Below are 22,226 nucleotides of genomic sequence, written 5' to 3'. Positions count from 1 at the left end.
CGGGGCGTCGGACCTGGACGACGTCGCCTCGCCGGGAGCCGCGCGCTCCGCCGGCCGGTGGCCGGTGGCTCAGCACCAGCCGTTGATCGGGCCGCCCAAGCCGGTCCACGTGTACGCGTCGCTGACCCAGGTGCCGTCGGTCAGCTTGTTCCACAGCGCGGTGGTGCCCCACCGGCCGCTGTGCGTGGTGCCGTTGGCCGAGCAGGCCACCGTCACCGTGGCGCCGTCGGCGACCGAGCCGGCGATTCCGTAGCCGGTGCCGGGGCCGGTACGCCGGTTGACAGTGCCGCCGCCGTTGGCGTCGATGATCGCCTGGTTCAGCCCGAGTGCGCCGTAGTTGTACAGCGCCCCGCCGACGTTCACCTGAGTCGAGCCGTGCAGCGCGTACCCCTGGTAGGTCCCGCTGCCGCCCATCACGACCCACTTGCCGAAGTTGTGCCCGGCGATCGGCACGTAGGCGTTGTTCTGCCGGAGCCCGAAGTGCACGTGCCGGCCGCTGGCGGCACCGCCGCAGGTGACGTCGGTGCCGGTGTCGCCGAGGTAGGCGCCCTCGCCGACGCCCGCCCCGTTGACGCTGATGCTGTTCCACAGGTGGTAGTAGTCGGTGGCGTAGCCGCGGTCGTGGATGACCCGGATCCAGCCCCGGCACATGGTGTACGCGGTGCCGCCGCGCGCGGCCAGCACGCGCTGGTCGCCGCCGGCGAGGTCGATCGAGCTCCACGGCGTGTCGCTGCCCGCCCAGCCGTGCGGACCGCCGGTGAGGTACCAGGACTGGCCCACGGCGTACGGCAGGCGCATGCCGGTGCGGTAGTCACCGCCGGCGTACATCGGGCTGGGCGCGGTGAAGACCTGTCGCTCCGTTGCCGACACGACGGTGGCCGGGGCGTCCTGGGCGAGCGCGGCGAAGCCGGCCTCGCCGTCGAAGGCGACCCGCCAGCCGGCGCGTTCGCGGTGCGCCACGAACACCCAGCCCGCCGGGTAGGCGCCCTCCTCGTGGGGGGCGACGATGACGGCGGTGCCGAACGCCCACGCCTGGCCGTCACGCCGGGTGACCGTGACCCGGGTGTCGTCGGCCCGGGCGGAGCGCAGTCCCGCGTCGGCGCCGTGCGCCGCCTGGTCGAGCAGCCGGGCGGTCACCGCCGCCGTGACGCCGCCGGCCGACGGCGGCGACGCGGCGCTGGCCGCGGCGGGGGTGGCGAGGACGATCGCGGTGACCAACGCCGCGACACCGGCCCGGCCTCGAATGTGACTTCTGAACACCTGCACCTCCGAATTGATATGTATCGCTGCAACCGAGGTGAGGGAACAGTACCGATGCCATCGAGACTTGTCCATGGAGCTCGATCGTGTCCCGGCTGAGTCGGCCCGCCCCGCGGCCAACTGCGGCTCGGGGGCGGTGACCGGGCGGTCACCGCCCCCGAGCCGAGTGCCAGGGCGGGGGCCGGGCCGTGGGGACGCTCCCCGACGGCCCGGCCGGTGACTCAGTGAATGACGACGGGGGTCGGCGGCTGCTCCAGCTGCTGACCGCCGGCCGGCTGCGACGGCTGCCGCCGGCGGGGCAGGAACGCGGCCGGGATGAACGTCACCAGCACGAGCGCGAACGCCACCCAGAACACGGCGGCGAAGGAGCTGGCCGCGAAGTCCAGGCCGCGCTCGATGAGCGCCGGGGGCACCGGGTACTGCTGGGTGAGCTCCGGCTGCATCTGCGATGCGATGGCGAGCCCGGCCTCGCTGAGCGGCTTGCCGCTCGTCGGATCGGTCATCCCGGGGATCGGCCGGGAGCCGTTCAGCTGGCTGGTGAGCAGCACCGACATCACCGCGGCGCCGACCGAACCGCCGATCTGCTGGAGGATGTTGACCAGGGTGGAGCCGCGGGCCACCTCCGGGCCGTGCAACGTCTTCAGCGCGGACGTCATGATCGGCATCATCGTGCCACCCATGCCCAGCCCCATCACGAACAGCGAACCGCAGAGCAGCAGGTACGAGGTGTTCGCGTCGACCTGGGTGAAGGTGAAGAACCCGGCGGCGATGAGCACCAGCGCGAACGGCACCGTCCGGCCGACCGGCACCCGGTCGGCCAGCATCCCGGCGATCGGCATGGTGAGCATCGCGCCGATGCCCTGCGGGGCCATCAGCAGACCCGCGGTCAGTGTCGACTCACCGCGGACCTGCAGGAAGTAGCTCGGGAACAGCAGGCCGGCGCCCATGAACGCGACGATGAACACGACCAGGGTCACCGTCGCGATGGTCAGGTTGCGGTTGGCGAACAGCCGCAGGTCGACCAGCGGATGCCGGGGCCGGAACGAGTACAGGACGAAGCTCACCACGAGCGCGCCGCCGACCAGCATGGGCAGCCACACCTTGGTCTCGGCGATCGTGCCGGCCTCGGGCCACGACGAGACGCCGTAGAGGAACAGGGCCAGCCCCGGCGAGAGCATCAGCATGCCGAGGAAGTCGAACGACTCCGATGGCTCGGGGTTGTCCTTCGGCAGCGCCAGCAGGGCGTAAACCAGCGCGATGGCGCCGATCGGCAGGTTGATCAGGAAGATCCAGTGCCAGCTGGCCGTGTCGATCAGCCAGCCGCCGAGGATCGGCCCGCCGATCGGCCCGAGCAGCATCGGGATGCCGAGGACGGCCATCAGCCGGCCGATCCGGTGCGGGCCGGCAGCCCGGGTCATGATCGTCATGCCCAGCGGCATCAGCATGCCGCCACCGAGACCTTGCAGGACACGGAAGGCGATCAGCTCCCCGATCGTGTCGGCGGTGGCGCACAGCCCGGAGCCGATGGTGAACAGCGCCAGGGCGGTCATGTAGAGGCGCTTGGTGCCGAACCGGTCCGCGGCCCATCCGCTGAGCGGAATCACCGTGGCCAGCGCGAGCGTGTAGCCGGTCATCGTCCACGCCACCCGGGCGTAGGACGCGTCGAATTTCTGCATGAACGTCGGCAGCGCGACGCTGACGACCGTCACGTCGAGGATCGACATGATCGCGCCGAGCACGACGACTCCCGCCACCTTGAGCACCGCGGCGTCGAGTTTGTCCGATGTCGCGACAGGTTGCTGGGTCACAAAAGGTCTCCTGAATCCGATCGGTTGCGGGAGCGGTGGTGGCACCGCGCGAGCGTGGGAGGTCGCGAGTGGCGGGGGCGACGCCCGCAGGCAGCGTAGCGAGCACCCCCGACACCTCGCCGTCGGATTACCGCCCGCAGCCCGGTCGGACGATGTGATCTCCGTCGCGGCCGACACCCCCGCCGTCCGCCCGCCCCGGCCGTCCGCCCGCCCTGGTCACCGCCCGGACCGGGGTGCGGGCGCGAGCTTCGCCATCAGGGCGACCTCGGCCGTCCGCGACTGTTCGATGCGCCGGGCCAGCTCCCGCACCCTGGCGCTGGTGCCCGCGCCCACCTGCGCGCGGGCCAGGTCCGCCGCCGTCCCCTGATGGGCGCTGAGCACGTCGAGCAGCACCCGGTCCACCTCGCCGGCCGGCGCCGTGCGCAGGCGGGCCAGCCCGGACACGGCGTCGCTGTGCCCGGAGTGGTCGTGCCGGGCGGCGGCGGCCATCGCCGAGGGTCCGGCGTCCCGGAGCCAGCCGCGCATGGTCGACAGCTCGTCGGCCTCGGTGGCCTCGATCGCGGCGATCAACGTCCGGATCTCCGGGTCCGTGGTGCGGTCGAGCCCGAGCCGGACGAGCTGCAGGGTCTGCTCGGTGTGGGCCACCATCATGGCGAGGAACAGCACGTCGATCCCGCTGGTCGAGGCGTCGACCAGCGGCCCGGACGGGGCCGCCCGCGGAGCGGGCGACCCCGTCGGGCCCGTGCAGCCGGTGGCGGCCAGCAGGACCACCACCAGCGCGGCGGTGAGCGGGCGGCGGACGGCGCCGCCGCGCCGAGGAACGGGTGCGGCGCACGACGGACGTGGCCGCACCCGTACGGTCAGACCTGCAGCCACAGTGCGGGGGTGTTGGGCGGTTCCCAACCGGGGATCGCGGTGTGCGCCTGGCGGCAACGGTAGGTCAGGCCGTTGTAGGTGACCTGGTCGCCGACCTGGTAGGCCCGCCCGGCGGTCCAGGTGCCGCCGGGGGCGGGTGAGCTGGTCGGGCTCGCGGTCGGGCTCGGCGTCGGCGACGGACTGGTCGGGGTCGGGCTGGGGGTCGGGCCGCCGCCCCCGCCGATCTGCAGGTCCACGCAGGAGTAGAAGGCGTTGGCGGTGTCGGCGATGTTCCACACCGCGAGGAGCTTCTGCCGGCCGGAGAAACCACCGAGGTTGACCGTGTGCGACACGGTGGCGTCGGGCTGGCGGCCACCGCCGTCGAAGACGGCGACCCGGGTGTTCCCGATCCAGTACTCCCAGTTGCTGGTGGCGTGGCGGGCGGTGTTCACCCAGGTGAAGGTGACCGAGCTGCCGACCGAGGTGGCGGGCCAGCCTCGGCTGTCGTCGTTCAGCACGGCGAACTGGGTGATCCCGGCGTGGCAGGTACGCAGGCCCTTGGGGCCCTCGACGCTCTGCGGCTCGTACTTGATCTGCCCACAGTCCGGGACCCGGTTCTGCGCGCAGAGGGCCTGCCGGCTGGGGGGCGAGGAGACGTAGCCGTGGGCCTGGGCGGGGGCGGCGACGGCCAGGGTCGCGGCGACGGCACCCGTGGTGAGGAGCGGGACGGTGATTCTTCGACGCATGGCGGCAACTCCCTTGGACGACACGTGGAGCTGCCACGAACATATATTAAACCTTGTTAACAGTAAAGACTCTTGTCGATGGATTTCGGACCGGTCACGGCGCTTCCCGGTCGTCCTGCAACGCCGGGCCGGCGCCCGCCGGCAGCAGGTGCCGCACCTCCGGCTCACCGTCGGCGAGTTCCCGGGCCCGGTCCTCGGCCCGCTGGTCGGCCTCGGTCAGCCGGCCACCGTGCTGGCGCAGGTGCTCGTCCCAGGACGGCACCAGAAAGACCTCCGCGAACTCGTGCGGCGTCTCGCCGGTGCGGAACAGCCCCCACCGCATCGCTCCGCTGCGCTGCCGCGACCCCCGGACGTGGTCCATCGCCGCCAGGAACTGCGCCTCCCGTTCGGCCCGCACCCGGTAGGTGACCACCACCAGCACCGGCCCCACCCGGGGATCAGGTTGCAGCGCCAGCGCCATCGGCGGCCGGTAGACGGCCGGGTCCCGGGTCAACCCCCGCAGGTCCGGCAACGGCCAGAGCTGCGACGTCACCGCGCCCACCAGCATCAGCACGGCCGCCACCACGAACGCGAGGACCAGGCCGCCGACGTCGGCCACCACACCCCAGACGAACGCGCCGACCGCCTGCCCGCCGCCCTGCACCACCTGGTAGACGGCCAGACCGCGGGCGCGTACCCAGCCGGGCAGGAACAACTGGATCTCGGCGTTGACGTTGGCCAGCACCACCACCCAGGCCAGCCCGGCCGGTAGCAGGGCGACCAGCACCACCGGCACGATCCGGACCGAGGCCACCACGAACAGCGTGCCGCCGTACAACGCTCCCGCCAACAGCAGGAACTGGTTGGCCGTGATCCGGGTCCGGATCCACGACAGCAGCAGGCCGCCCAGGATGGCACCCAACCCGAGCGCGGCCAGCAGGACGCCGTACCCGCTGGAGTTCAGGCCCAGCCGGCGGCTCGCCACCAGGGGCAGCAGCGCCCACAGCGCACTCGCCGGGATCACGAAGACCAGCGCGCGGCGCAGCAGCCGCCGCACCGTCGGCGAGTGCCGCACGTACCGGCCTCCGGCGCGCAGCGCGGCCGTGAACCGCTCGGGCACCTCGACGGCGCGGGCGTCCCCGGGCCGCCACCCGGCCAGCGTCAGCGCGAAGACCAGGAACGCCACGGCGTTGAAGGCGAAGACCGGGGCCACGCCGACCCGGGCGATCAGCACCCCGGCCACGGCCGGGCCGATGGCCCGCGCCATGTTGACGCTGATCGAGCCGAGCGCCGAGGCCGCCCGCAGCTGCTCCCGCGGCACCAGCTCGGGAATCACCGACGCCCAGGCCGGCAGGGTGAGCGCCTGCCCCACGCCGAAGGCGAAGGTGAGCGTGAGCAGCAGCGCCGGGGGCATCCGACCGGCCGCCGTGAGCAGCGTCAGCCCCGTGGCCACCACCACCAGGAACAGCTGTACGGAGATGAGCAGGTGCCGGCGGTCGAAGGTGTCGGCGAGCGCCCCCGCCGGCAGGGCCAGCAGCAGCACCGGCAGCAGGCTGGCGGTCTGCACCAGCGCGACCAGGGTGGAGGCGCCCGGCTGGTGGATCAGCAGCCACTGCGCGCCGACCGTCTGCATCCAGGTGCCGATGTTCGCCCCGAGCAGGGCCAGCCACAGGCTGCGGTAGACCGCCGTACGCAGCGGCGCCCACGCCGAGACAGCGACCTCGGCGGGGGCCCCCGCCTCGGTCACCACCGCCCGTCCGCCCGCAGCACGCGCGCACCGGACACGTACAGGTCGTCGGGGGCGAGCTGAAGCAGCCGTACGACCTCGACGGCGACCTGATCGGCCCCGGCGTAGATCTCGTCGAGGAACTCGTCGCCCACCCGCTCCTGCAGACGGGTCGGCATCGGTCCCGGATGCAGCTCCATGACCTTGATCCGGTTGCTGTGCTGCGCCTCCGCCAGGGACTCGACCAGGCTGCTGCCGTAGCTCTTGGTGGCCCGGTAGACCGGGATCCCCGGCCTGGCCTTCGTCACCGCCATCGCGCCGACGTACACCACGTTGCCGAAGCCCTGCCGATGCAGGTGGTGCAGCGCCGCCTTGAGCAGATAGGTGGTGCCGAGCGCGTTGACCTCGACCGCCCGGCGGATGTGTTGCGGCGAGAGGTCCCCCAGGCCCCCGCCCGCCCACACCGACGCGCAGGCGGCGACGCCGTCGACGGTCGCGTACCGGTCGACCACCTCGGCGAACGCGTCCCGCACCTGCTGCCACGAGGAGACGTCGCAGACGATTCCGGCGCAGCCCAGCTCGTCGGTCACCGCGGCGATCTCGTCGGGCACGTCGCCGAGCACGGCCACCTGATGCTCCTCGACGAGCAGGCGGGCGACCGCCAGGCCAAGGCCACTGGTTCCCCCGGCCACCAGGAAGGTCTTCGCGCCCATGCCCCTCCCGACGTCACGGCGCACGAGCGGTACGCGGTGCGGTGCCGCCGGGTGCCTTCCCGCTGACGCCGGTCCCACACCCGCAGGCGCGAGAACGGCCACCGGACCGGGCTCGGGTCCCGGTCCGGCGTCGCCGTCGGGTCAGGCGTTCGCCGTCTGCCGTGCGTGCGTGCCCTCGGCGAACTCCTCGACCAGCTTCGCGCAGAAGGCCGGCAGGTCGCTGGGGCGGCGGCTGGTGACCAGGCCGTTGTCGACCTGGACCGGCTGGTCCACCCAGGTCCCGCCGGCGTTGAGGATGTCGGTGCGCAGGCTGGGGTAGGACGTGACCGTCCGCCCCTTGACGAGCCCGGTCTCGACCAGCGACCACGGGCCGTGGCAGATCGCCGCCACCGGCTTGGCCTGCTGGAAGAACGCCTTGACGAAGTTCATCGCCGCCGGGTTCATCCGGAGCCGGTCGGGGTTGACCGTGCCGCCGGGCAGCACCAGGGCGTCGTAGTCGGCGGGATTCGCCTGGTCCACCGTACGGTCCACCGGATACCGGTTGGCCGGGTTGATGTCGTGGTTCATGGACTGGATCTCGCCGGATCTGATGGAGATCAGGTGCGCCTCGGCACCCGCCTGCTCGGCGGCGGCTCGGGACTGCGTGTACTCGATGTCCTCGACCCCGTCGGAGGCGAGGAAGGCGACGCGCTTGCCGCGCAGTGGCTGCTTGGCCTCGGCCATGATGCTCCCTTCGCGGCGCCGCCCTTCGGCGACGCGCTCGTCCCCGTGAGCGTTCCCACCGCCGGGCCGGGCAAACCGGCCCGTACGGCCGCGCCGGAGGGGATAATCGCCCGGCCCGGTCACCGAGCGGCCCGCGCCGGCACGCCGAGGGTGCCGACCGCTCACCGATCCGGCCGTGACTGCCCCGTCACCGCCTCGTGCACCATCCGGTTGGCCGCGTCCGTTTCCTCGCCGGTCGCCCGCAGCAGGTCGCTGGCCACCGTCCGCAGCTGGGTCACGAACGCCTCGCCGAAGGTGCCGAGGGTCTCGGGCGGGACCTCCCCCGCCCGGCCCAGGGCGGCCAGCACCCCGTCCCGGGCCGGCTGCGGATCGCGCCCGGTGCGGCTGATCCGGTGCAGCAGCCGGATCGCCTCCGCGAGCCGCCGCGTCGCGTCGACCAGTTCCTCGGGCACCCGCTCGCCCCGCTGCACCGCCGTGGCCGCCCAGCGGGCCAGCAGCCGGCACTCCAGGATCACCCGCTCCAGCCGCAGGGCGCCGTGGTGGTACCGCTCGACGTCCTGCCGCCGGCGCCAGCGAACCGGCGAGAGGGTCACGACCTCCTGGGCGCCGCTCAACGCGTCCTTCAATCGGGCGAGGTCGTCCCCCATCCCCCGCAGGCGGCCGCGCGCACGCACCGCGCGATCCGAGTCGCGCGCGGCCAGCGCGCCGGCCACCTCGTCGAGCTGGGCGGTGAGCGTGTCGAAGACGGGCGCGGCGGCACTGTTCAGGATCCGCATCGGGTCGACCGGGACGAGGAGGACGACCACCGCCAGCCCCACCAGGCCGCCGACGCTGGCCTGCACGATCCGAGGCCATTCGAGGTTGGGCGTGACGGGTGCGAGGGTGGCGAGCAGCACCGCGGTGCCCCCGGCCTGGGCCACCAGAGCGCCGCTGCGCCCGACGAGTACGAAGGCGACGAGGAGAGCCACCGTCACCACGAAGCCGACCTGCCACGGCCCGTACCCGATCTTGAGCAGCACCGCGTCACCGACCAGGATGCCCAGACCGACCCCGAGCATGGTCTCCGCGGTGCGGCGTCCGCGCTGCCCGATCGCGCTGACGATCGTGCCCACCGCCGCGCTGGGGGCGAAGACCGGACTCGGGTTGTGCAGCAGGTCGCGGGCGACGACCCAGGACAGCGCCGCGGCCAGGCCCGCCTGGACGGAGATCAACACCATGATCCCGAGCTGCCGCTTCCGAAGACGGCCGGCGCGCTCGACGCGCCGCGGAGCCTGCGCCACCGCCGCCCCGGCGCGGCCGGCCACCGCATCGGCCCAGGACCCACCCTCGTCCCTCGTGCCTGACTGCTCGGCCATGCCGCCCCCTGTCCGGCCGGGCCCCAGATGGAGCATATCGGGCGTATCCGCGCCGTCGGCTCCAATCAGCGCCGGTGAGAGCACAGGTGTGGAGCCGGGATTAACGGGAATGGCACGCCGGCCAGTCGACCGGTCGGACGCGGCGATGGACCGGGCCGGCACCCGCGAACTACTCGAGACACGGGGTGAGAGAAGGCATGACAGGTAGGACGACCATGGGGGCTCGGTCGGTGACGGACGCGCTCGGGATCGAGCGCGCGACCCAGGATCGCGGCTCGGCGGGTCTGGCCCGTCTCCTCGGCTGGTTCAGCCTGGGTCTGGGCGTGACCGCCCTCGCCGCCGGGCCCCGGGCCAGCCGGCTGGCCGGCGTGGACGACTCGCGCATCGCACCGGTGGTGCTGCGTACCGCCGGGATCCGCGAGCTGGGCCACGCCGCGACGCTGCTGGTGCCGCGGCGGCCGGGACTGGGCGCGTGGACGCGGGTGGCCGGGGACGTCCTGGACCTGGCCGCGACCGGGCAGGCGTTGCGGCACCGCTGCGGCGAGCGTCAGCGCCGCCTGACGTACGTCATGGCCGCTCTCGCCGGGATCACCGCGGTCGACCTTTACGTCTCGGTGCGCGCGACGCGGCGCCGCCGGGGCATGACGGGCACCGGCCGGGCATACGGCTCGGTGACGGTCAACCGCACCCCGGAGCAGGCGTACGGCTTCTGGCACGACTTCGAGAACCTGCCGCGCTTCATGTACCACCTGCAGTCCGTGCGGATGACGGGCGACCGGCGGTCGCAGTGGATCGCGAAGGCCCCCGCCGGCCGGAGCGTGCGGTGGGAGGCCGAGGTGATCGAGGACCGGCCGAACCAGTTGATCCGGTGGCGGTCCGTCGACGGGGCGCGGGTGCCGAACTCCGGGGTCGTGCGCTTCACCCCGGTCGCCGGCGGCAAGGGCACCGAGGTGCGGGTGGAGCTGGAGTACGCCCCGCCGGGCCGCGTTCTGGGCGCGCTGGTGGCCAGGGCGTTCGGGGAACACCCGCAGCAGCAGGTCCGCGACGACCTGCGCCGGTTCAAGCAGGTCATCGAGACCGGCGAGATCGCCCGCTCGGACGGCACGCCGGACGGCACGAGCAGCGCGAGCCAGCTGAACCAGCGTCCGGCACGGCCGCTGGCGACGCAGAGCGCGTGAGGGAGAGGCACCGTGAAGGCGAACTGCTGGATGGCCCCGAACCGGGTCGCGGTCGAGGACGTACCCGAGCCACGGATCCTGAACCCCCGCGACGCCGTCGTCCGGGTGACCTCGTCGGCGATCTGCGGATCCGACCTGCACCTGCTGGACGGCTTCATCCCGACGATGAAGCGGGGTGACGTCCTCGGGCACGAGTTCATGGGCGAGATCGTCGAGCTCGGCCAGGGCGTACGGGACGGGCTGCGCGTCGGCGACCGGGTCGTCGTCGCCTTCCCCATCGCGTGCGGCGACTGCATCTCCTGCCAGCGTGGCCTCTACTCCGTGTGCGAGAACTCCAACCCCAACGCGCCGATGGCGGAACTGGCCATGGGCCACACCCCCGCCGGCATCTTCGGCTACTCCCACATGATGGGCGGCTACGCGGGTGGCCAGGCCGAGTACGTGCGGGTGCCGTACGCCGACGTCGGCGCTCTCAAGATCGAGGACGATCTGGCCGACGAGCAGGTGCTGTTCCTGTCCGACGTGCTGCCCACCGGCTACATGGCCGCGGAGCTGTGCGACATCAAGCCGGGCGACACGGTCGCGGTGTGGGGTGCCGGGCCGGTGGGACAGTTCGCCGCCGCCAGCGCCTACCTGCTCGGCGCCGGCAGTGTGATCGTCATCGACCGGTTCCCGTACCGGCTGCGGCTGGCCCGGGACCGGGTCGGCGCGGAGACCATCAACTACGAGGAGACCGACGTCCTGGACACGCTGCGCGAGATGACCGCCGGCCGGGGCCCGGACGCGTGCGTCGACGCGGTCGGCATGGAGAGCCACCACGCGTCGGCGGCCCTGCACGCGTACGACCGGACGAAGCAGGCGGTCAAGTCGGAGACGGACCGGCCGCACGCGCTGCGCGAGGCCATCCTCAGCTGCCGCAACGGCGGCACCGTCTCGGCGATCGGGGCGTACGGCGGGTTCATCGACAAGTTCCCGATGGGCTCGTTCATGAACCGCTCGCTGACCATGCGGTCGGGGCAGGCGCACGTCCAGCGCTACATGCGACCGCTGCTGGAACGCATCCGCAAGGGCGAGATCGACCCGAGCTTCATCATCACGCACACGCTCCGGCTGGAGGACGCGCCACAGGGCTACGACACCTTCAAGAACAAGCAGGACGACTGCCTCAAGGTCGTGCTCAAGCCGTAACGGGCCAGGATCTCGTCGGGACACGGCGCGGGGCCGTCGCCGTACCACGGCGACGGCCCACGACCGGGAACGACATCAGCGGCGGGCGGACTCCCCCCGGCCCGCCATGTCGACGGTCACCTGGTCGAAGGCGGGCGCGCCGTCGACGGCGTCCGCCGCGACCGCCGCCGAGCGCGCGGCGTCGGGCAGGTCGAGGCTGGACCGCAGGAGGACCGGCTTGAGCAGCAGCGCGGCGATGATGCCGACGACGGCGATGGCCGCGGAGATGAAGAAGATGTGCCCGGTGGCGTCGCCGTACGCGGCGCGGACGATGTGCTGCACCGGTGCCGGCAACGCCTCGAGGTTGAGGGTGCTGCCGCCGCCGCTGCCGGTCGGGATCCCGGCGGCGGCGAGATCGTGGGTGATCCGCTCGCTGACCCGGCGGGCGAGGATAGCGCCGAGCACCGAGACGCCGATGGTGCCGCCCAGGGACCGGAAGAACGCGACGCTGGAGCTGGCCGCACCGATGTCCCTGAGTGGGACCGTGTTCTGCACGGCGAGCACGAGGTTCTGCATGGTCATGCCGACGCCGACGCCGACGACGAACATGGCGGCGCCGAGCAGCAGCAGGGGGGTCTCGTGGTCGATGGTGCCGAGCAGGGCGAACCCGGCGACGAGGATGATCGAGCCGGCGACGATGTAGGGCTTGACCCGCCCGGAGCGGGTGATCATCCGCCCGGCGACGATCGACGACAGGAGGACGCCGGCCATCATCGGGATGGTGAGCAGGCCGGCTTCGGTGGGGCTGTAGCCACGGCCGATCTGGAAGTACTGGCCGAGGAAGACCGAACCGCCGAACATGGCCATGCCGACCGCGAGGCTGCCGAGGATGGCCAGCGCGGTGGTGCGTTCGCGGACGATCTTCAGCGGAACGACCGGCTCGGCGGCCCGCGACTCGACCCAGGTCGCCAGGGCGAGCAGGAGCAACCCGCCGCCGACCATCGCGGCGGTCTGCCAGGAGAGCCACGCGAAGGAACTGTCCACGAACGAGATCCAGATCAGCAGCACGCTGACGCCGGCGGCGATCAGGCTCGCGCCGAGGTAGTCGATCTTGACATTGTCCCGCCGCGCGGTGGGCAGGTGCAGGGTGGCCTGGAGCAGGATCAGCGCGACGACGGCGACCGGCACACCCACGAAGAAGCACCAGCGCCAGCCGAGCCAGGAGGTGTCGACGATGAGGCCACCGAGCAGCGGGCCGCCGACCGTCGCGACGGCCATGACGCCACCCAGGTAGCCGTTGTAGCGGCCGCGCTCGCGAGGCGGGATCATCGCCGCGATGGCGACCTGGACCAGGGCCTGAAGGCCGCCGACGCCGATTCCCTGGAACGCGCGGGCGGCGATGAGCTGCCCGGCGCTCTGCGCCAGGCCGGCGAGGACCGAGCCGAGCAGGAACACGACGATGGCGACCTGGATCAGCAGCTTCTTGTTGAACAGGTCGGCCAGCTTGCCCCAGATCGGGGTGCTGGCGGTGGCGGTGAGCAGGGTGGCGGTGACCACCCAGGTGTACTGGGTCTGGGAGCCGTTCAGCGCGCCGATGATCTTCGGCAGCGCGATCGAGACGACCGTGCCGCTGAGCATCGCGACGAAGAGCACCAGCAGCAGGCCGCTGAGGGCTTCGAGCGTCTGGCGCCGGCTCATCGGTGCGGCTTCGGCCGTTGCGGTGGGTGCGCTCACGCGGCCACCTCGCTCCGCTCGGCGGCCGCGCGAGGCGCCACCGCTCTGCGCTTGACGATTCGCTCGCTGCGCTCACTCATAACGAGTCCTCCTGGTTATCGTGGTGTGCGAGGGCGACCTCGAGGTCGCGGGTGAAGCGGCCGAGCGCGGTGGACAGCGTCGTCACCTCGGCGGGCGTCCAGCCGGCGAGCGCCCGGTCGAGCACCTGTCCGTACCAGTCGCTCGTCTCGGCCAGGGCGGCCCGGCCGGCCGGGGTGATGGTCAGTTGGCTGGCGCGCCGGTCGGTCGGGTCGGTCCGCCGTTCGACCAGGCCGTGCGCGACGAGGGCCGCCACGGCGCGGCTGACCGTCGAGGGGTCGAGTCGGCCGCGCTCGGCGAGGTCCCGGGCGTGGCAGCCGCTGGCACAGCGGTCGATGAGCATGAGCAGGCCCACCAGCCCGGACGGCACGGCCGGGCGCTCGTCGACGCGCCGCTGCCGGAGCAGCCGCACGCCGGTCAGCAGGTCGTGCAGCCGGGTACCGAGTGCACGGACGGCGGTATCCACTCTTGTCCTCCTGCCCATCGTTGGTTGCCTCAAGCAAGGATCGGGGAATCTTGCGCACCAGGCAAGTTTGCTCGTTGAGAAAAGGATCACGTCTCACGTAGGCTGGGATCATGGATGAGGCGGCGGGGCTGCGGGAGCGCAAGAAGGCGGCGACCCGCCTCGCCCTGCACGAGGCGGCCCTGCGGCTCGCCGCCGAGCAGGGGCCGGACCGGGTCACCGTCGAGGCGATCGCCGACGCCGCGAACGTGTCCCGGCGGACGTTCTCCAACTACTTCTCCAGCAAGGAGGAGGCCCTCTTCTACGGCGACACCACCCGGCTGCGTCGGTTGCTGGAGCTGCTGCACGCGGAACCGGCCGACGAGCCGCCGTGGGCCGCCCTGAGCCGGGCGGCCCTGCACCTGGCGGCTGAGGTGGACGACGGTCCGGCCAGGGCCTGGCTGAACCGCCGCCGCCGGCTGCACGGCCACCCGGGCCTCCTCTCGCACCAGGCCGCCGCGTACGCCGCGATCGAACGTGAACTCGCCGGCGAACTCGCTCGGCGGCTCACCGGCCCCGACCAGACACTGCGCGCCAGGGTCCTGGCGGCGACCTTCCTGGCGACCGTGCGGGTCGCCACCCAGCAGGGCATCGAGCACCCGGACACCCCGATGATCGACGCGATCCGGGCCGCGCTCGCCCACGCCGCGCCCGCCTCCGACGGCGGGAGCTGACCCTCGGCCCGGCACGAGCCGTGGCACGGCGGCGAAAGTGTCGCCGGTCGGAGTTACCGTGGCGCCCGTGGTCACCGTCGACGACGTCCGTGCCCTGGCCCGGACGCTCCCCCGCACCAGCGAGCACCTGATCCGCGACCGCGTCAAGTTCCGGGTGGGCGCCATCGTCTACGTCGCGTTCAGCCAGGACGAACGGATCATGGGCTTCGGCTACCCCAGGGACGAGCGGAGCGCCCTGATCGCCGCCGAGCCGGACCTGTTCCTGCTCCCCCGCCCGTCCGACCTGCGGTTCAACTGGGTGTGCTGCCACCTGGACCGGCTCGACCACGACCGGATGACCGAGCTGGTGACCGAATCCTGGCGGATGGTGGTGCCGAAGTTCCTCGCCCGCCAGCGCCTGGGCGACCGAGTCGCCGGCTTACCATGAGAGCGTTTTCACGCCGTACGGTCCGGGGCTGAGCAGCACGACGCATCCGCACCCGCCCACGATCCGGCAGTACCGGCCCGACGACCACGACGCGGTCTACGAGGCTGCGTCCGCACGGCCGACGCCCGCGGCGACGCCCGCGGCCGGTACGCCAGCGACCACCTGATGCCCGACCTGTTCGCCGGCCCCTACCTGCACCTGGCGCCGGAGTTGGCCTTCGTGCCGGAGGACGCGGGCCCGGGTGGTCGGCAACCTGATCGGCGCGGCGGACACCCCCTCCTTCGTCCACGCCTACCGTCGCGAATGGATTCCCCGGCTGGCGGACCGCTACCCGGAGCCGGCGGGCCCGCCATGCACGTCGGCATGGTCACCGCCAACGTCCGGGCCCGCGGCTTCTACGACCGGCTGGGCCTCCAGGTGATCCCGGTGCTCGACCCGGGTCCGTTCACCCACCTCGGCCGACCGACCGCCGGCCCAGGTGAGAGCCGGCCGGGTGAGAACCGGCCCGGGTGGGCCTGCGCCGATTCCGGCGCACGGTAGCTCCCGCGCTGGGAGACTCGTCCGGTGGGCGGCGAGCGGAGACGCGGGGGCCTGGGGCCGGCCATCCCGATCGCCCCGGCCGCCCGGGTGGACAAGTTCGAGGTCTTCTTCGACCTCATCTTCGTGGTGTCGTTCTTCATCATCACCCGGGCCACCGCCACCAACGTCGGCGGGCGAAATCTGCTGCACGCCATGCTGGTGATCGGCGTGCTCTGGTGGTGCTGGGTGGTGCACAGCGTCGTCGCGTCCCGGCTCCGGCTCGGCGAGGGCTTCGTCCCGGCACTGATGGTCATCGGCATGATCGCGCTGTTCACCTTCGCGCTGGCCCTGCCGCAGACCTTCGGCGACGGCGGCGGAAGACCGGGCGGGCCGGTCCTGGTCACGGTCAGCTACGTCGTGTTCCGTGGCATGCACCTGGTGCTGTACGCGCACGCCACCCGGGGGCAGCCGGTGGCCCGTCGCCAGTTGTCCCGGCTCCTCCCCGAGGCGGTGATCACGGCCGCCCTGCTGCTGCTCGCGGCACTGCTCCCGATCCACATCTCGGATCCGAACCTCGCGCTGTGGGTCCGGGACGGGCTCTGGATCGCCGTCGTCGTCATCCAGTACGGCAGTGGATTCCTGGTCGGCCCCGGGGGCTGGGAGATCACCTCCGCCGAACACTGGACGGAACGCTACGACCTCATCCTGATCATCGCGCTCGGCGAGTCGGTCATCTCCATCGGCGTCGGCGGCAACCTGCTCGGCAAGCCGGTGACCTGGCCGGCCGTGGTGGCGGCGATGCTGGGCATCCTCTTCACGGCGGCGCTGTGGTGGGCGCACTTCGACATGATCGGTCCGGCCGCCCGGATCGCGCTGCACGCCGCCCAGGGCGCGCCGCGGGTGACGATGGCCCGGGACGCGTGGGCCTACCTCTACCTGCCGATGATCGCCGGCGTGATCCTGTTCGCGATCGGCGCGGAAGAGCTGGTGGCGACGATCGTCGATCCGGTGGGCGGGTTGGCCGAACGGGGACGCGACTCGTCCGTACCGTTGCTGTTCGGCGGCGTGATGATCTACCTGGCCACCGACCTGGCGTTCCAACTGCGCACGCTGGGGACCGTGGCGTGGACGCGGGTCGGCACACTCGTCGCGCTCGCGGCCGGGCTCTTCGCCGCCCGACCGCTGCCGGCGCTCGCCGCGCTCACCCTGCTGACCGTCATCTGCGTCGCGCTCGCCGTCGTCGAGGTGGTGGTGTTCGCGGACGCCCGCGACGCCCTGCGCCGGGCCGTGCACGAGGAGAAGGTCAGCCACGAGACGAGCGAGGCCGCGTTTCGGGCCCGCTGGCACAACGGGGGCCCCACGCAGCCCACGCAGTGACTGCCGGCGGGATCCCCGTCCGGAACGGCGGCCCGTAGAGTCTGCGCGTGATCGAGATCGGCATCGAGGTCGACCTGTTCCACCCGTGCGAGACGGTGTGGCGGGCGTTGACGGAACCCACGCTGCTCACCAAGTGGTTCGCCGAGTGCGCGCCGCAGGCGGACCAGCCGGAGCGGCTGTTGCTGCGTACGGCGGGACTACCCGGGTTCGACGCTGACGTCGAGGCGACGGTGGTCGAGCAGCAGGCGCCGCACCGGTACGTGCTGGACTGCCAGGAGGGCTCCGGGCGTAGCCGGCTGACCTGCCAGCTCTTCCCCGCCGGCCACGGCTGTCGGCTGTCTCTGCAGGAGGTTCCGGTGCACGGCGAGTGGGACGCCGAACGGCGCGCCCGCCGCACGGAGCACCATCAGCAGGCGGTGACCGTACGCCTGCCCGCGATCCTCGACTGGCTGGCTTTCCAGCGCGTCGACCTGCGCCGCGCCGAGGGCGGGCTGACCGCCGAGCTGCCCGTGGTCCGGTTGCTCGGCGACGTCCGTACCCGGACGGGCCGCCGGCGGGCGGCGGTGATCGGCGGAGGCCTGGCGTGCCTCACCCTGGCCGCCGGGGCGGCGGTGTGGGCGACCCGACCGGAGCCGCGCGCCCCGGAGGCCACGCCGCCCTCGGCTCCGCTGCTGCTGCCGACCCCCACCAGCCACCCGCCCCGAAGCACCCCGTCGCGGACCACACCGGCCGTCGTCCGCACCAGCGCCACGCCGTCCCCCACCCTGACCCCGAGCCCCACGCCGACCCGGACGCGCAGCGCGAGCCCCACCCCGGCCGCCGCCCCGTTGACCGCCAGCTATCAGACCGTCTCCGACCGCGTGTTCGGCTACCGGGGCGAGGTCGTCGTGAGCAATCCGGGCAGCGCGGCGAAGCCGGGCTGGGTGGTGGTGGTGACGCTGGGCGCGGGGGCCACGATCAGCAACGCCAGCGGGGCGGAGTGGCAGCAGAAGGGGCAGGTCGTCACCTTCACCGGTGCGGAGGTGCCGGCCGGGGGGTCGGTGACGTTCCGGTTCGACGTGCGGGACCGCGACCCTGTCACGAACGCACCCGCGTCGTGCACGGTCGACGGCTCCCCGTGCACGATGCGGTAGCGGGAACACGGACGCCGCCGGGAGGAGGCCGCCCTCCCGGCGGGCTCAGGCCCCGGCAGGCCCTCGTGGTTGAGATAGAGCACGACGCGGAACTGCCCGCCGTCGTCGTGCAGCAGGTACGACGACGCGAGCCGCACCGGCGCGCCGCCGCCGTCGACGCGCGGGGCGTCCCAGTCGGTACGGGCCAGGACGTACCGGTCGTCGAGGCGCTGCCAGGTGACGTCGGTCAGCGCCGCCGGGCCGAGACGGGCGGCGGCGAACATCTGCTCGCGGCGGGGCAGGGCGGCGACGAACGCGGCGCGTGACATCGGTCGCGCGCCGCTGTCGTCGGCGAGCAGGAACGGGTCGGCGGAACAGGCGCCGAGATCAACCGCTGTCGCTGGCCCTTCCGCCGCGCATCTGCGCCGCGCCATGGACGGCGGGGCAGCCGGGCGGATCAGACCTCGGCGAGCTGGCCGCGCAGCTTGGCCAGCGCGCGGGCGAGCAGCCGGGACACGTGCATCTGGGACACGCCGACCCGGGCGGCGATCTCGCTCTGGGTCAGGTTGCCGTAGAAGCGCAGCGTGAGGATCTTCTGCTCCCGCTCGTCGAGCGTGGCCAGCGCCGGGCCGAGGGACGCGCGCAGCTCCGCCAGCTCGTACTCGTTGTCCTCGGTGCCGAGCGTGTCGCCCAGCTCGGTGGCGCTGTCGCCGTCGCCGATCGGGGTGGACAGCGAGACGGCGTTGTAGGCCCGCGCACCCTCCAGCCCTTCGAGGACCTCTTCCTCGGTGGTGTCGAGGTGGGCCGCGATGTCGGCCACGGTGGGCGCCCGGTTGAGCGTCTGGGCGAGGGTGCTGTTCGCCTCGGAGATGCGCAGTCGCAGCTCCTGGAGGCGCCGCGGGACCCGGATGTTCCAGGTGCGGTCGCGGAAGTGCCGCTTGATCTCGCCGAGGATGGTCGGGATGGCGAAGCCGGCGAAGTCGACGCCGCGGGCGGCGTCGAAGCGGTCCACCGCCTTGATCAGGCCGAGGGCCGCCGTCTGGGCCAGGTCCCCGGCCGGCTCGCCCCGGCCGCTGTAGCGGGCCGCGAGGTGGTTGGCCAGCGGCAGCCACGCCTCAATGACCCGGTTACGCAGGGCCGGCCGGTCCGGATGCCCGTCGGGCAGCGCGGACAGGGCGGCGATCAGCTCGCTGGCGCGGGACTCCTCGCCGGTCACCGCCGCGCGGTGTACATCGGTGGTGGTCTTCGTCGGCGCGATGGTCATCGTGGTCATGCTGCCCTTCCTGTCCTGGGGAGAACGGCTGTCCTGGGGAGAACGGGTGCCTCCCAGCACCGGTCGTGCCAGCCACCTTAAACCGAACGTCGCCATCAATTCAACCGAACGGACGATGGATATACCGGGCAAAAGCCTCCATTCATCCGCCGAACCGGCGTGATGTGACACTCAGCGATCCGGGTCGCCGCCCGGGCCGTGGCGAGCGTAGCCAGTCGGTCGACCCGCCGGGGGTCGGACAGCGCCGACCCGACGGCGACGACCTCCGCCCCGGCCAGCGGCTGACCACCGCCCGTGACCGGGCCGGCGTCCCCTCGGGGGCGCCGGCTCAGGGCCGCGCCGCGGCCTTCTCCCGCTCACGGCGGGCGGCCCGCCGCGACCGGATCACCCGGACCAGCACCAGCAGCAGCACCAGGGCCAGCAGCGCCTCGCTGCCCCAGCCGAGCCGCCGCTCCAACACCCGGTACGACGCCCCGAACAGGTACCCGAGCACGGCCACGGCCACCGCCCAGAGCGTGCCGCCGACGACGTTCGCGACGGTGAACGGGCCGTGCGGCATGCCGCTCATCCCGGCCAGGCCGGGGACCAGCGCGCGTAGCGCCGCCACCCAGCGGCCGAGCACCACCGCGAAGGCGCCCCGGCGACGGATCAGGGCCAGCCCCCGGCGCACGTCGTGCGGGCGGACGAACCGGCGGGGCGCCCGGTCGAGCAACCGGTGGCCGTACCGGCGACCGACCAGGTAGCCGACCTGGTCGCCGAGCGTCGCCCCGGCGATCGCGGCCAGCACCACGGCCCAGAGCGGCAGCCGCCCCGTGTGGGCGACCACGCCACCGACCAGCACCGCCACCTCACCCGGTACGACCAGCCCGAGGAACGTCGACGCCTCCAGCGCCGGTAACAGGAAGACCAGCGCCAGGACCAGGGCGGGCGGCAGCACCATCAGCAGGTTCAGCACCCGGTCCATCCGCCGATTGTCCCCCGCCACCCGGCGGGATCCGCCCGGGCCGGCGCAGCTCGCGGCGCCGATGCCCAGGGTGGCCGGGCACCCCGCCCGCCGGCCCGGGAACTCGTCGGTCACCAGCACCGGCACGATCCGCCGGGTCGGGGAATGAAGGACGACCGCACCGGGGACAATAAGGCAAGGACCGGGCGGTGACAGCGCCGACGAGCGCCCACGCCCGCCGGACGTGCGCGGGACGGGGAAACGAACGTGGAGGACGGGACAGCCACCACCGGGTCGATGGCGGAGGGCGCGCCGACCAGCAGTACGCCCCGGACGGCCGCCGGGTCGGTCGGACCCGGACCGGCGCTGCCCTGCGTGACGTCGACCAACGGGCACCGGGCCGGGACCGTCTTCACCGCCGCCGTGCCGGCCGACCCGGGGCAGCTCGCGCCCACCCGGGAGCGGCTGCGCGGCTGGCTGCACGCCCTCGGCCTGGACGAATGGGACGTCGAGACGGTGCTGATCGCCACCGGGGAGGCGTGCGCGAACGCCATCGAGCACGGTTACCGGTTCGCCGCCGGCGGGATCACCACACTCCGGGCCGAGCTGCGCGACGACCGGCTGGAGATCGAGGTACGCGACCACGGGGGCTGGCGGGACAATGCCGGCACCCCCGGCACCGACCGGGGCCGAGGGCGGCTGATCATGGCACGGGTGATGGACGAGGCGACCATCGTCGGCACCTCGGACGGGACGATCGTCCGCCTCGTCAAGCGGCTCTCCGGCGACGGCTGACGGTCGTCGGATGACCGACGGCGGATCCCGCCGGCAGCGAAGATCAGCTATAAGAGACGGATGGAATTCCCCGCCTACCTGGCCAGCATGCCGATGCACGCGATCACCGAGATCCACGGCGAACCGGGCCTGCTGGAGCGGTTCCGCCTGGAGATCCGGGCGTTCGACGCCGCCGCCCGGGGACGGCTCACCGCGGCCCTCGACCTCGCCGCCGAACTGCACCGCGACGACCGGCGGGTCCGCGAGCCGTACCTCAACCACCTGCTGCGGGTGGCGATCCGGATGATGCACCACTACCAGGTGCGGGACGTCGACGTGATCGTGGCGGGCCTGCTGCACGACGCGGTGGAGGACCACCCGATGGAGCTGGCCGGCCCGGGCGCCGACGACCCGACCATGGCGGCGCTGGCCGTGCTGGCCGACCGGTTCGGCCCGCGGGTCGCCCGGCTGGTCGGCGCGGTCACCAACCCGGCCTACGACCCGGAGCGTGACCGGCACGTCCAGTACCGCGAACACGTCGCGGCGAGCCTGGACCGGGAGCCGTGGGCCCGGGTGATCAAGGTGTCGGACTTCACCGACAACGGGGTGGGCGTGATCCACACTGTCGGGCCGAAAGTGGCCCGGTCGGCCGCCAAGTACCGGCCGCTGGTGCCAGTCTTCCGGGATCTCATCGCCCGGCCCGACACGCCGCTGTCCGCGCCGGTGAAGCGGCACATCTTCGCCCAGCTCGACCTGGCCGAGGAACGCTTCAGCGCCATCCTCGACCCCAACTAATCCCGCCTGTCGGAGGTCGGGGCGGCGGCGCGGGTGCTCAGAGCGGTGGCGATACGGTGCCGCAACGCGGGGAGGCGATCGGAGTGGTCGCGCAGCAGCACCCGCAGCGACCGGCCCCCGGCGGCGGTGTCGAGCACGGCGAACAGAGTGGCGAGCTGACCGGGCGGCTCCTCGGCGAGCAGCTCCCCCGCGTCCGACACGACCAGGGTGAGCGGGCCGGCGTCCAGCCGGTCGGCCAGCACGTCGGCGAGCGCGTCCCAGTTGCGGCCGAAGTAGTCGGGCAGGGTGAGGGCCGCGGCCAGCGCGTCGAAGAGGCCGGCGCGGGTACGGGCCGCCGCCCCGTCGAGGGCGACCCCGGCCGGGTGGTCCGACGGCGCGGTGTCGAACGTGAGCCACGCCGGTGGGTGCGGCTGGGTTGGCGCCATCCGTGCCTCCTCACGGTCGCGGGTCGGGGGCACGGCCAGCGACCTGTTGCTGGCGCTGATGGGCCGGATCAGCTTCGACGCGC

At 73.0% G+C, this 22,226-nt stretch carries 24 protein-coding genes; 11 read left to right on the top strand and 13 right to left on the bottom strand.

Translation table 11 applies throughout. From position 1 onward, the window contains the following. Positions 1 to 69: 69 nt before the first annotated feature. From ABZ570_RS19335 to ABZ570_RS19300, 8 genes are all read right to left on the bottom strand, one after another. The gene (locus ABZ570_RS19335) at positions 70 to 1,266 is read right to left on the bottom strand and encodes a peptidase M23 (RefSeq protein ID WP_358065041.1); all 1,197 of its coding nucleotides are present in this window, start codon (positions 1,264 to 1,266) and stop codon (positions 70 to 72) included. 215 nt (positions 1,267 to 1,481) lie between these two features. After that, positions 1,482 to 3,068: a DHA2 family efflux MFS transporter permease subunit gene (locus ABZ570_RS19330; protein WP_358065038.1), complete on the bottom strand. Its 1,587-nt coding sequence runs from the start codon at positions 3,066 to 3,068 to the stop codon at positions 1,482 to 1,484. A gap of 216 nt (positions 3,069 to 3,284) precedes the next feature. After that, complete coding sequence (locus ABZ570_RS19325; protein WP_358065035.1) at positions 3,285 to 3,944, bottom strand: DUF305 domain-containing protein; 660 nt, start codon at positions 3,942 to 3,944, stop codon at positions 3,285 to 3,287. Further along, positions 3,929 to 4,669: a lytic polysaccharide monooxygenase gene (locus tag ABZ570_RS19320; RefSeq protein ID WP_358065032.1), complete on the bottom strand. Its 741-nt coding sequence runs from the start codon at positions 4,667 to 4,669 to the stop codon at positions 3,929 to 3,931. The genes ABZ570_RS19325 and ABZ570_RS19320 overlap by 16 nt, the downstream gene beginning before the upstream one ends. A 94-nt stretch (positions 4,670 to 4,763) precedes the next feature. After that, a complete protein-coding gene (locus ABZ570_RS19315; protein ID WP_358065029.1) occupies positions 4,764 to 6,395 on the bottom strand; it encodes an MFS transporter in 1,632 nt (543 codons plus the stop codon). Next, positions 6,392 to 7,087: an SDR family NAD(P)-dependent oxidoreductase gene (locus tag ABZ570_RS19310; RefSeq protein WP_358065026.1), complete on the bottom strand. Its 696-nt coding sequence runs from the start codon at positions 7,085 to 7,087 to the stop codon at positions 6,392 to 6,394. Before ABZ570_RS19310 ends, ABZ570_RS19315 begins: the two co-directional genes overlap by 4 nt. 141 nt (positions 7,088 to 7,228) lie before the next feature. Then, positions 7,229 to 7,810, bottom strand: coding sequence for a type 1 glutamine amidotransferase domain-containing protein (locus ABZ570_RS19305; protein ID WP_358065023.1), 582 nt, complete (start codon positions 7,808 to 7,810; stop codon positions 7,229 to 7,231). A 161-nt stretch (positions 7,811 to 7,971) separates the two neighbouring features. Further along, positions 7,972 to 9,165 carry an FUSC family protein gene (locus tag ABZ570_RS19300; RefSeq protein WP_358065020.1) on the bottom strand — a complete coding sequence of 398 codons (1,194 nt, stop codon included), beginning with the start codon at positions 9,163 to 9,165 and terminating at the stop codon, positions 7,972 to 7,974. A 230-nt stretch (positions 9,166 to 9,395) separates the two neighbouring features. Between ABZ570_RS19300 and ABZ570_RS19295 the strand changes: the two genes are divergently transcribed. After that, complete coding sequence (locus ABZ570_RS19295; RefSeq protein ID WP_358065017.1) at positions 9,396 to 10,343, top strand: SRPBCC family protein; 948 nt, start codon at positions 9,396 to 9,398, stop codon at positions 10,341 to 10,343. 12 nt (positions 10,344 to 10,355) lie between these two features. Then, positions 10,356 to 11,531: a zinc-dependent alcohol dehydrogenase gene (locus tag ABZ570_RS19290; protein ID WP_358065014.1), complete on the top strand. Its 1,176-nt coding sequence runs from the start codon at positions 10,356 to 10,358 to the stop codon at positions 11,529 to 11,531. A 75-nt stretch (positions 11,532 to 11,606) separates the two neighbouring features. Here the strand turns inward: ABZ570_RS19290 and ABZ570_RS19285 are convergent, their stop codons facing one another. After that, on the bottom strand, positions 11,607 to 13,244 hold the full coding sequence (locus ABZ570_RS19285) for an MDR family MFS transporter (RefSeq protein WP_358065011.1): 1,638 nt from the start codon (positions 13,242 to 13,244) through the stop codon (positions 11,607 to 11,609). Positions 13,245 to 13,320: 76 nt separating this feature from the next. Further along, a complete protein-coding gene (locus ABZ570_RS19280) occupies positions 13,321 to 13,788 on the bottom strand; it encodes a MarR family transcriptional regulator (protein ID WP_358065008.1) in 468 nt (155 codons plus the stop codon). A gap of 110 nt (positions 13,789 to 13,898) precedes the next feature. Between ABZ570_RS19280 and ABZ570_RS19275 the strand changes: the two genes are divergently transcribed. From ABZ570_RS19275 to ABZ570_RS19250, 6 genes are all read left to right on the top strand, one after another. Next, the gene (locus ABZ570_RS19275) at positions 13,899 to 14,498 is read left to right on the top strand and encodes a TetR family transcriptional regulator (RefSeq protein ID WP_358065005.1); all 600 of its coding nucleotides are present in this window, start codon (positions 13,899 to 13,901) and stop codon (positions 14,496 to 14,498) included. Between the two features lie 67 nt (positions 14,499 to 14,565). Then, entirely contained in the window at positions 14,566 to 14,925 is a 360-nt protein-coding gene (locus tag ABZ570_RS19270) for an MmcQ/YjbR family DNA-binding protein (RefSeq protein ID WP_358065002.1), read from the top strand. Between the two features lie 303 nt (positions 14,926 to 15,228). Next, positions 15,229 to 15,465 carry a hypothetical protein gene (locus ABZ570_RS19265; protein WP_358064999.1) on the top strand — a complete coding sequence of 79 codons (237 nt, stop codon included), beginning with the start codon at positions 15,229 to 15,231 and terminating at the stop codon, positions 15,463 to 15,465. A gap of 24 nt (positions 15,466 to 15,489) precedes the next feature. Continuing rightward, positions 15,490 to 16,821, top strand: coding sequence for a low temperature requirement protein A (locus ABZ570_RS19260; protein ID WP_358064996.1), 1,332 nt, complete (start codon positions 15,490 to 15,492; stop codon positions 16,819 to 16,821). Between the two features lie 47 nt (positions 16,822 to 16,868). Further along, the gene (locus ABZ570_RS19255) at positions 16,869 to 17,954 is read left to right on the top strand and encodes a cellulose binding domain-containing protein (protein ID WP_358064993.1); all 1,086 of its coding nucleotides are present in this window, start codon (positions 16,869 to 16,871) and stop codon (positions 17,952 to 17,954) included. 65 nt (positions 17,955 to 18,019) lie between these two features. Continuing rightward, positions 18,020 to 18,259, top strand: coding sequence for a hypothetical protein (locus ABZ570_RS19250; protein ID WP_358064990.1), 240 nt, complete (start codon positions 18,020 to 18,022; stop codon positions 18,257 to 18,259). A 131-nt stretch (positions 18,260 to 18,390) separates the two neighbouring features. Here ABZ570_RS19250 and ABZ570_RS19245 read toward each other — a convergent pair whose 3' ends face one another. Further along, entirely contained in the window at positions 18,391 to 19,206 is an 816-nt protein-coding gene (locus ABZ570_RS19245) for a SigB/SigF/SigG family RNA polymerase sigma factor (RefSeq protein WP_358064987.1), read from the bottom strand. Here ABZ570_RS19245 and ABZ570_RS19240 point away from each other — a divergent pair. Then, positions 19,169 to 19,369, top strand: a complete 201-nt coding sequence (locus ABZ570_RS19240; RefSeq protein WP_358065136.1) for a hypothetical protein — start codon at positions 19,169 to 19,171, stop codon at positions 19,367 to 19,369. The genes ABZ570_RS19245 and ABZ570_RS19240 overlap by 38 nt on opposite strands. Positions 19,370 to 19,534: 165 nt before the next feature. On the opposite strand, the gene ABZ570_RS19235 is transcribed toward ABZ570_RS19240, so the two are convergent. Beyond that, the gene (locus ABZ570_RS19235) at positions 19,535 to 20,290 is read right to left on the bottom strand and encodes a DedA family protein (RefSeq protein WP_358064984.1); all 756 of its coding nucleotides are present in this window, start codon (positions 20,288 to 20,290) and stop codon (positions 19,535 to 19,537) included. 126 nt (positions 20,291 to 20,416) lie between these two features. On the opposite strand from ABZ570_RS19235, the gene ABZ570_RS19230 reads away from it, so the two are divergent. Continuing rightward, positions 20,417 to 20,944 (top strand): ATP-binding protein, encoded by a 528-nt coding sequence (locus tag ABZ570_RS19230; RefSeq protein ID WP_358064981.1) that lies wholly within the window; start codon positions 20,417 to 20,419, stop codon positions 20,942 to 20,944. Positions 20,945 to 21,004: 60 nt separating this feature from the next. Further along, on the top strand, positions 21,005 to 21,718 hold the full coding sequence (locus ABZ570_RS19225) for an HD domain-containing protein (RefSeq protein ID WP_358064979.1): 714 nt from the start codon (positions 21,005 to 21,007) through the stop codon (positions 21,716 to 21,718). Here the strand turns inward: ABZ570_RS19225 and ABZ570_RS19220 are convergent. After that, a partial coding sequence (locus tag ABZ570_RS19220) for a barstar family protein (protein ID WP_358064976.1) occupies positions 21,715 to 22,226 on the bottom strand: 512 nt, incomplete at its 5' end. The two genes, ABZ570_RS19225 and ABZ570_RS19220, sit on opposite strands and share 4 nt — an antisense overlap.

The sequence above is a fragment of the Micromonospora sp. NPDC007271 genome, assembly GCF_040634005.1.
In the GTDB taxonomy this organism is placed as follows: domain Bacteria; phylum Actinomycetota; class Actinomycetes; order Mycobacteriales; family Micromonosporaceae; genus Micromonospora.
Note: the sequence above shows the minus strand (reverse complement) of the source record. Positions and strands in the feature narration are given on the sequence as shown.

What these genes read in the sequence shown, in the direction of transcription:
- ABZ570_RS19305 (WP_358065023.1), bottom strand. Translation starts at nt 7,810, where the DNA reads ATGGCCGAGGCCAAGCAGCCACTGCGCGGCAAGCGCGTCGCCTTCCTC.
- ABZ570_RS19320 (WP_358065032.1), bottom strand. Translation starts at nt 4,669, where the DNA reads ATGCGTCGAAGAATCACCGTCCCGCTCCTCACCACGGGTGCCGTCGCC.
- ABZ570_RS19300 (WP_358065020.1), bottom strand. Translation starts at nt 9,165, where the DNA reads ATGGCCGAGCAGTCAGGCACGAGGGACGAGGGTGGGTCCTGGGCCGAT.
- ABZ570_RS19265 (WP_358064999.1), top strand. Translation starts at nt 15,229, where the DNA reads ATGGATTCCCCGGCTGGCGGACCGCTACCCGGAGCCGGCGGGCCCGCC.
- ABZ570_RS19310 (WP_358065026.1), bottom strand. Translation starts at nt 7,087, where the DNA reads ATGGGCGCGAAGACCTTCCTGGTGGCCGGGGGAACCAGTGGCCTTGGC.
- ABZ570_RS19245 (WP_358064987.1), bottom strand. Translation starts at nt 19,206, where the DNA reads ATGACCACGATGACCATCGCGCCGACGAAGACCACCACCGATGTACAC.
- ABZ570_RS19225 (WP_358064979.1), top strand. Translation starts at nt 21,005, where the DNA reads ATGGAATTCCCCGCCTACCTGGCCAGCATGCCGATGCACGCGATCACC.
- ABZ570_RS19275 (WP_358065005.1), top strand. Translation starts at nt 13,899, where the DNA reads ATGGATGAGGCGGCGGGGCTGCGGGAGCGCAAGAAGGCGGCGACCCGC.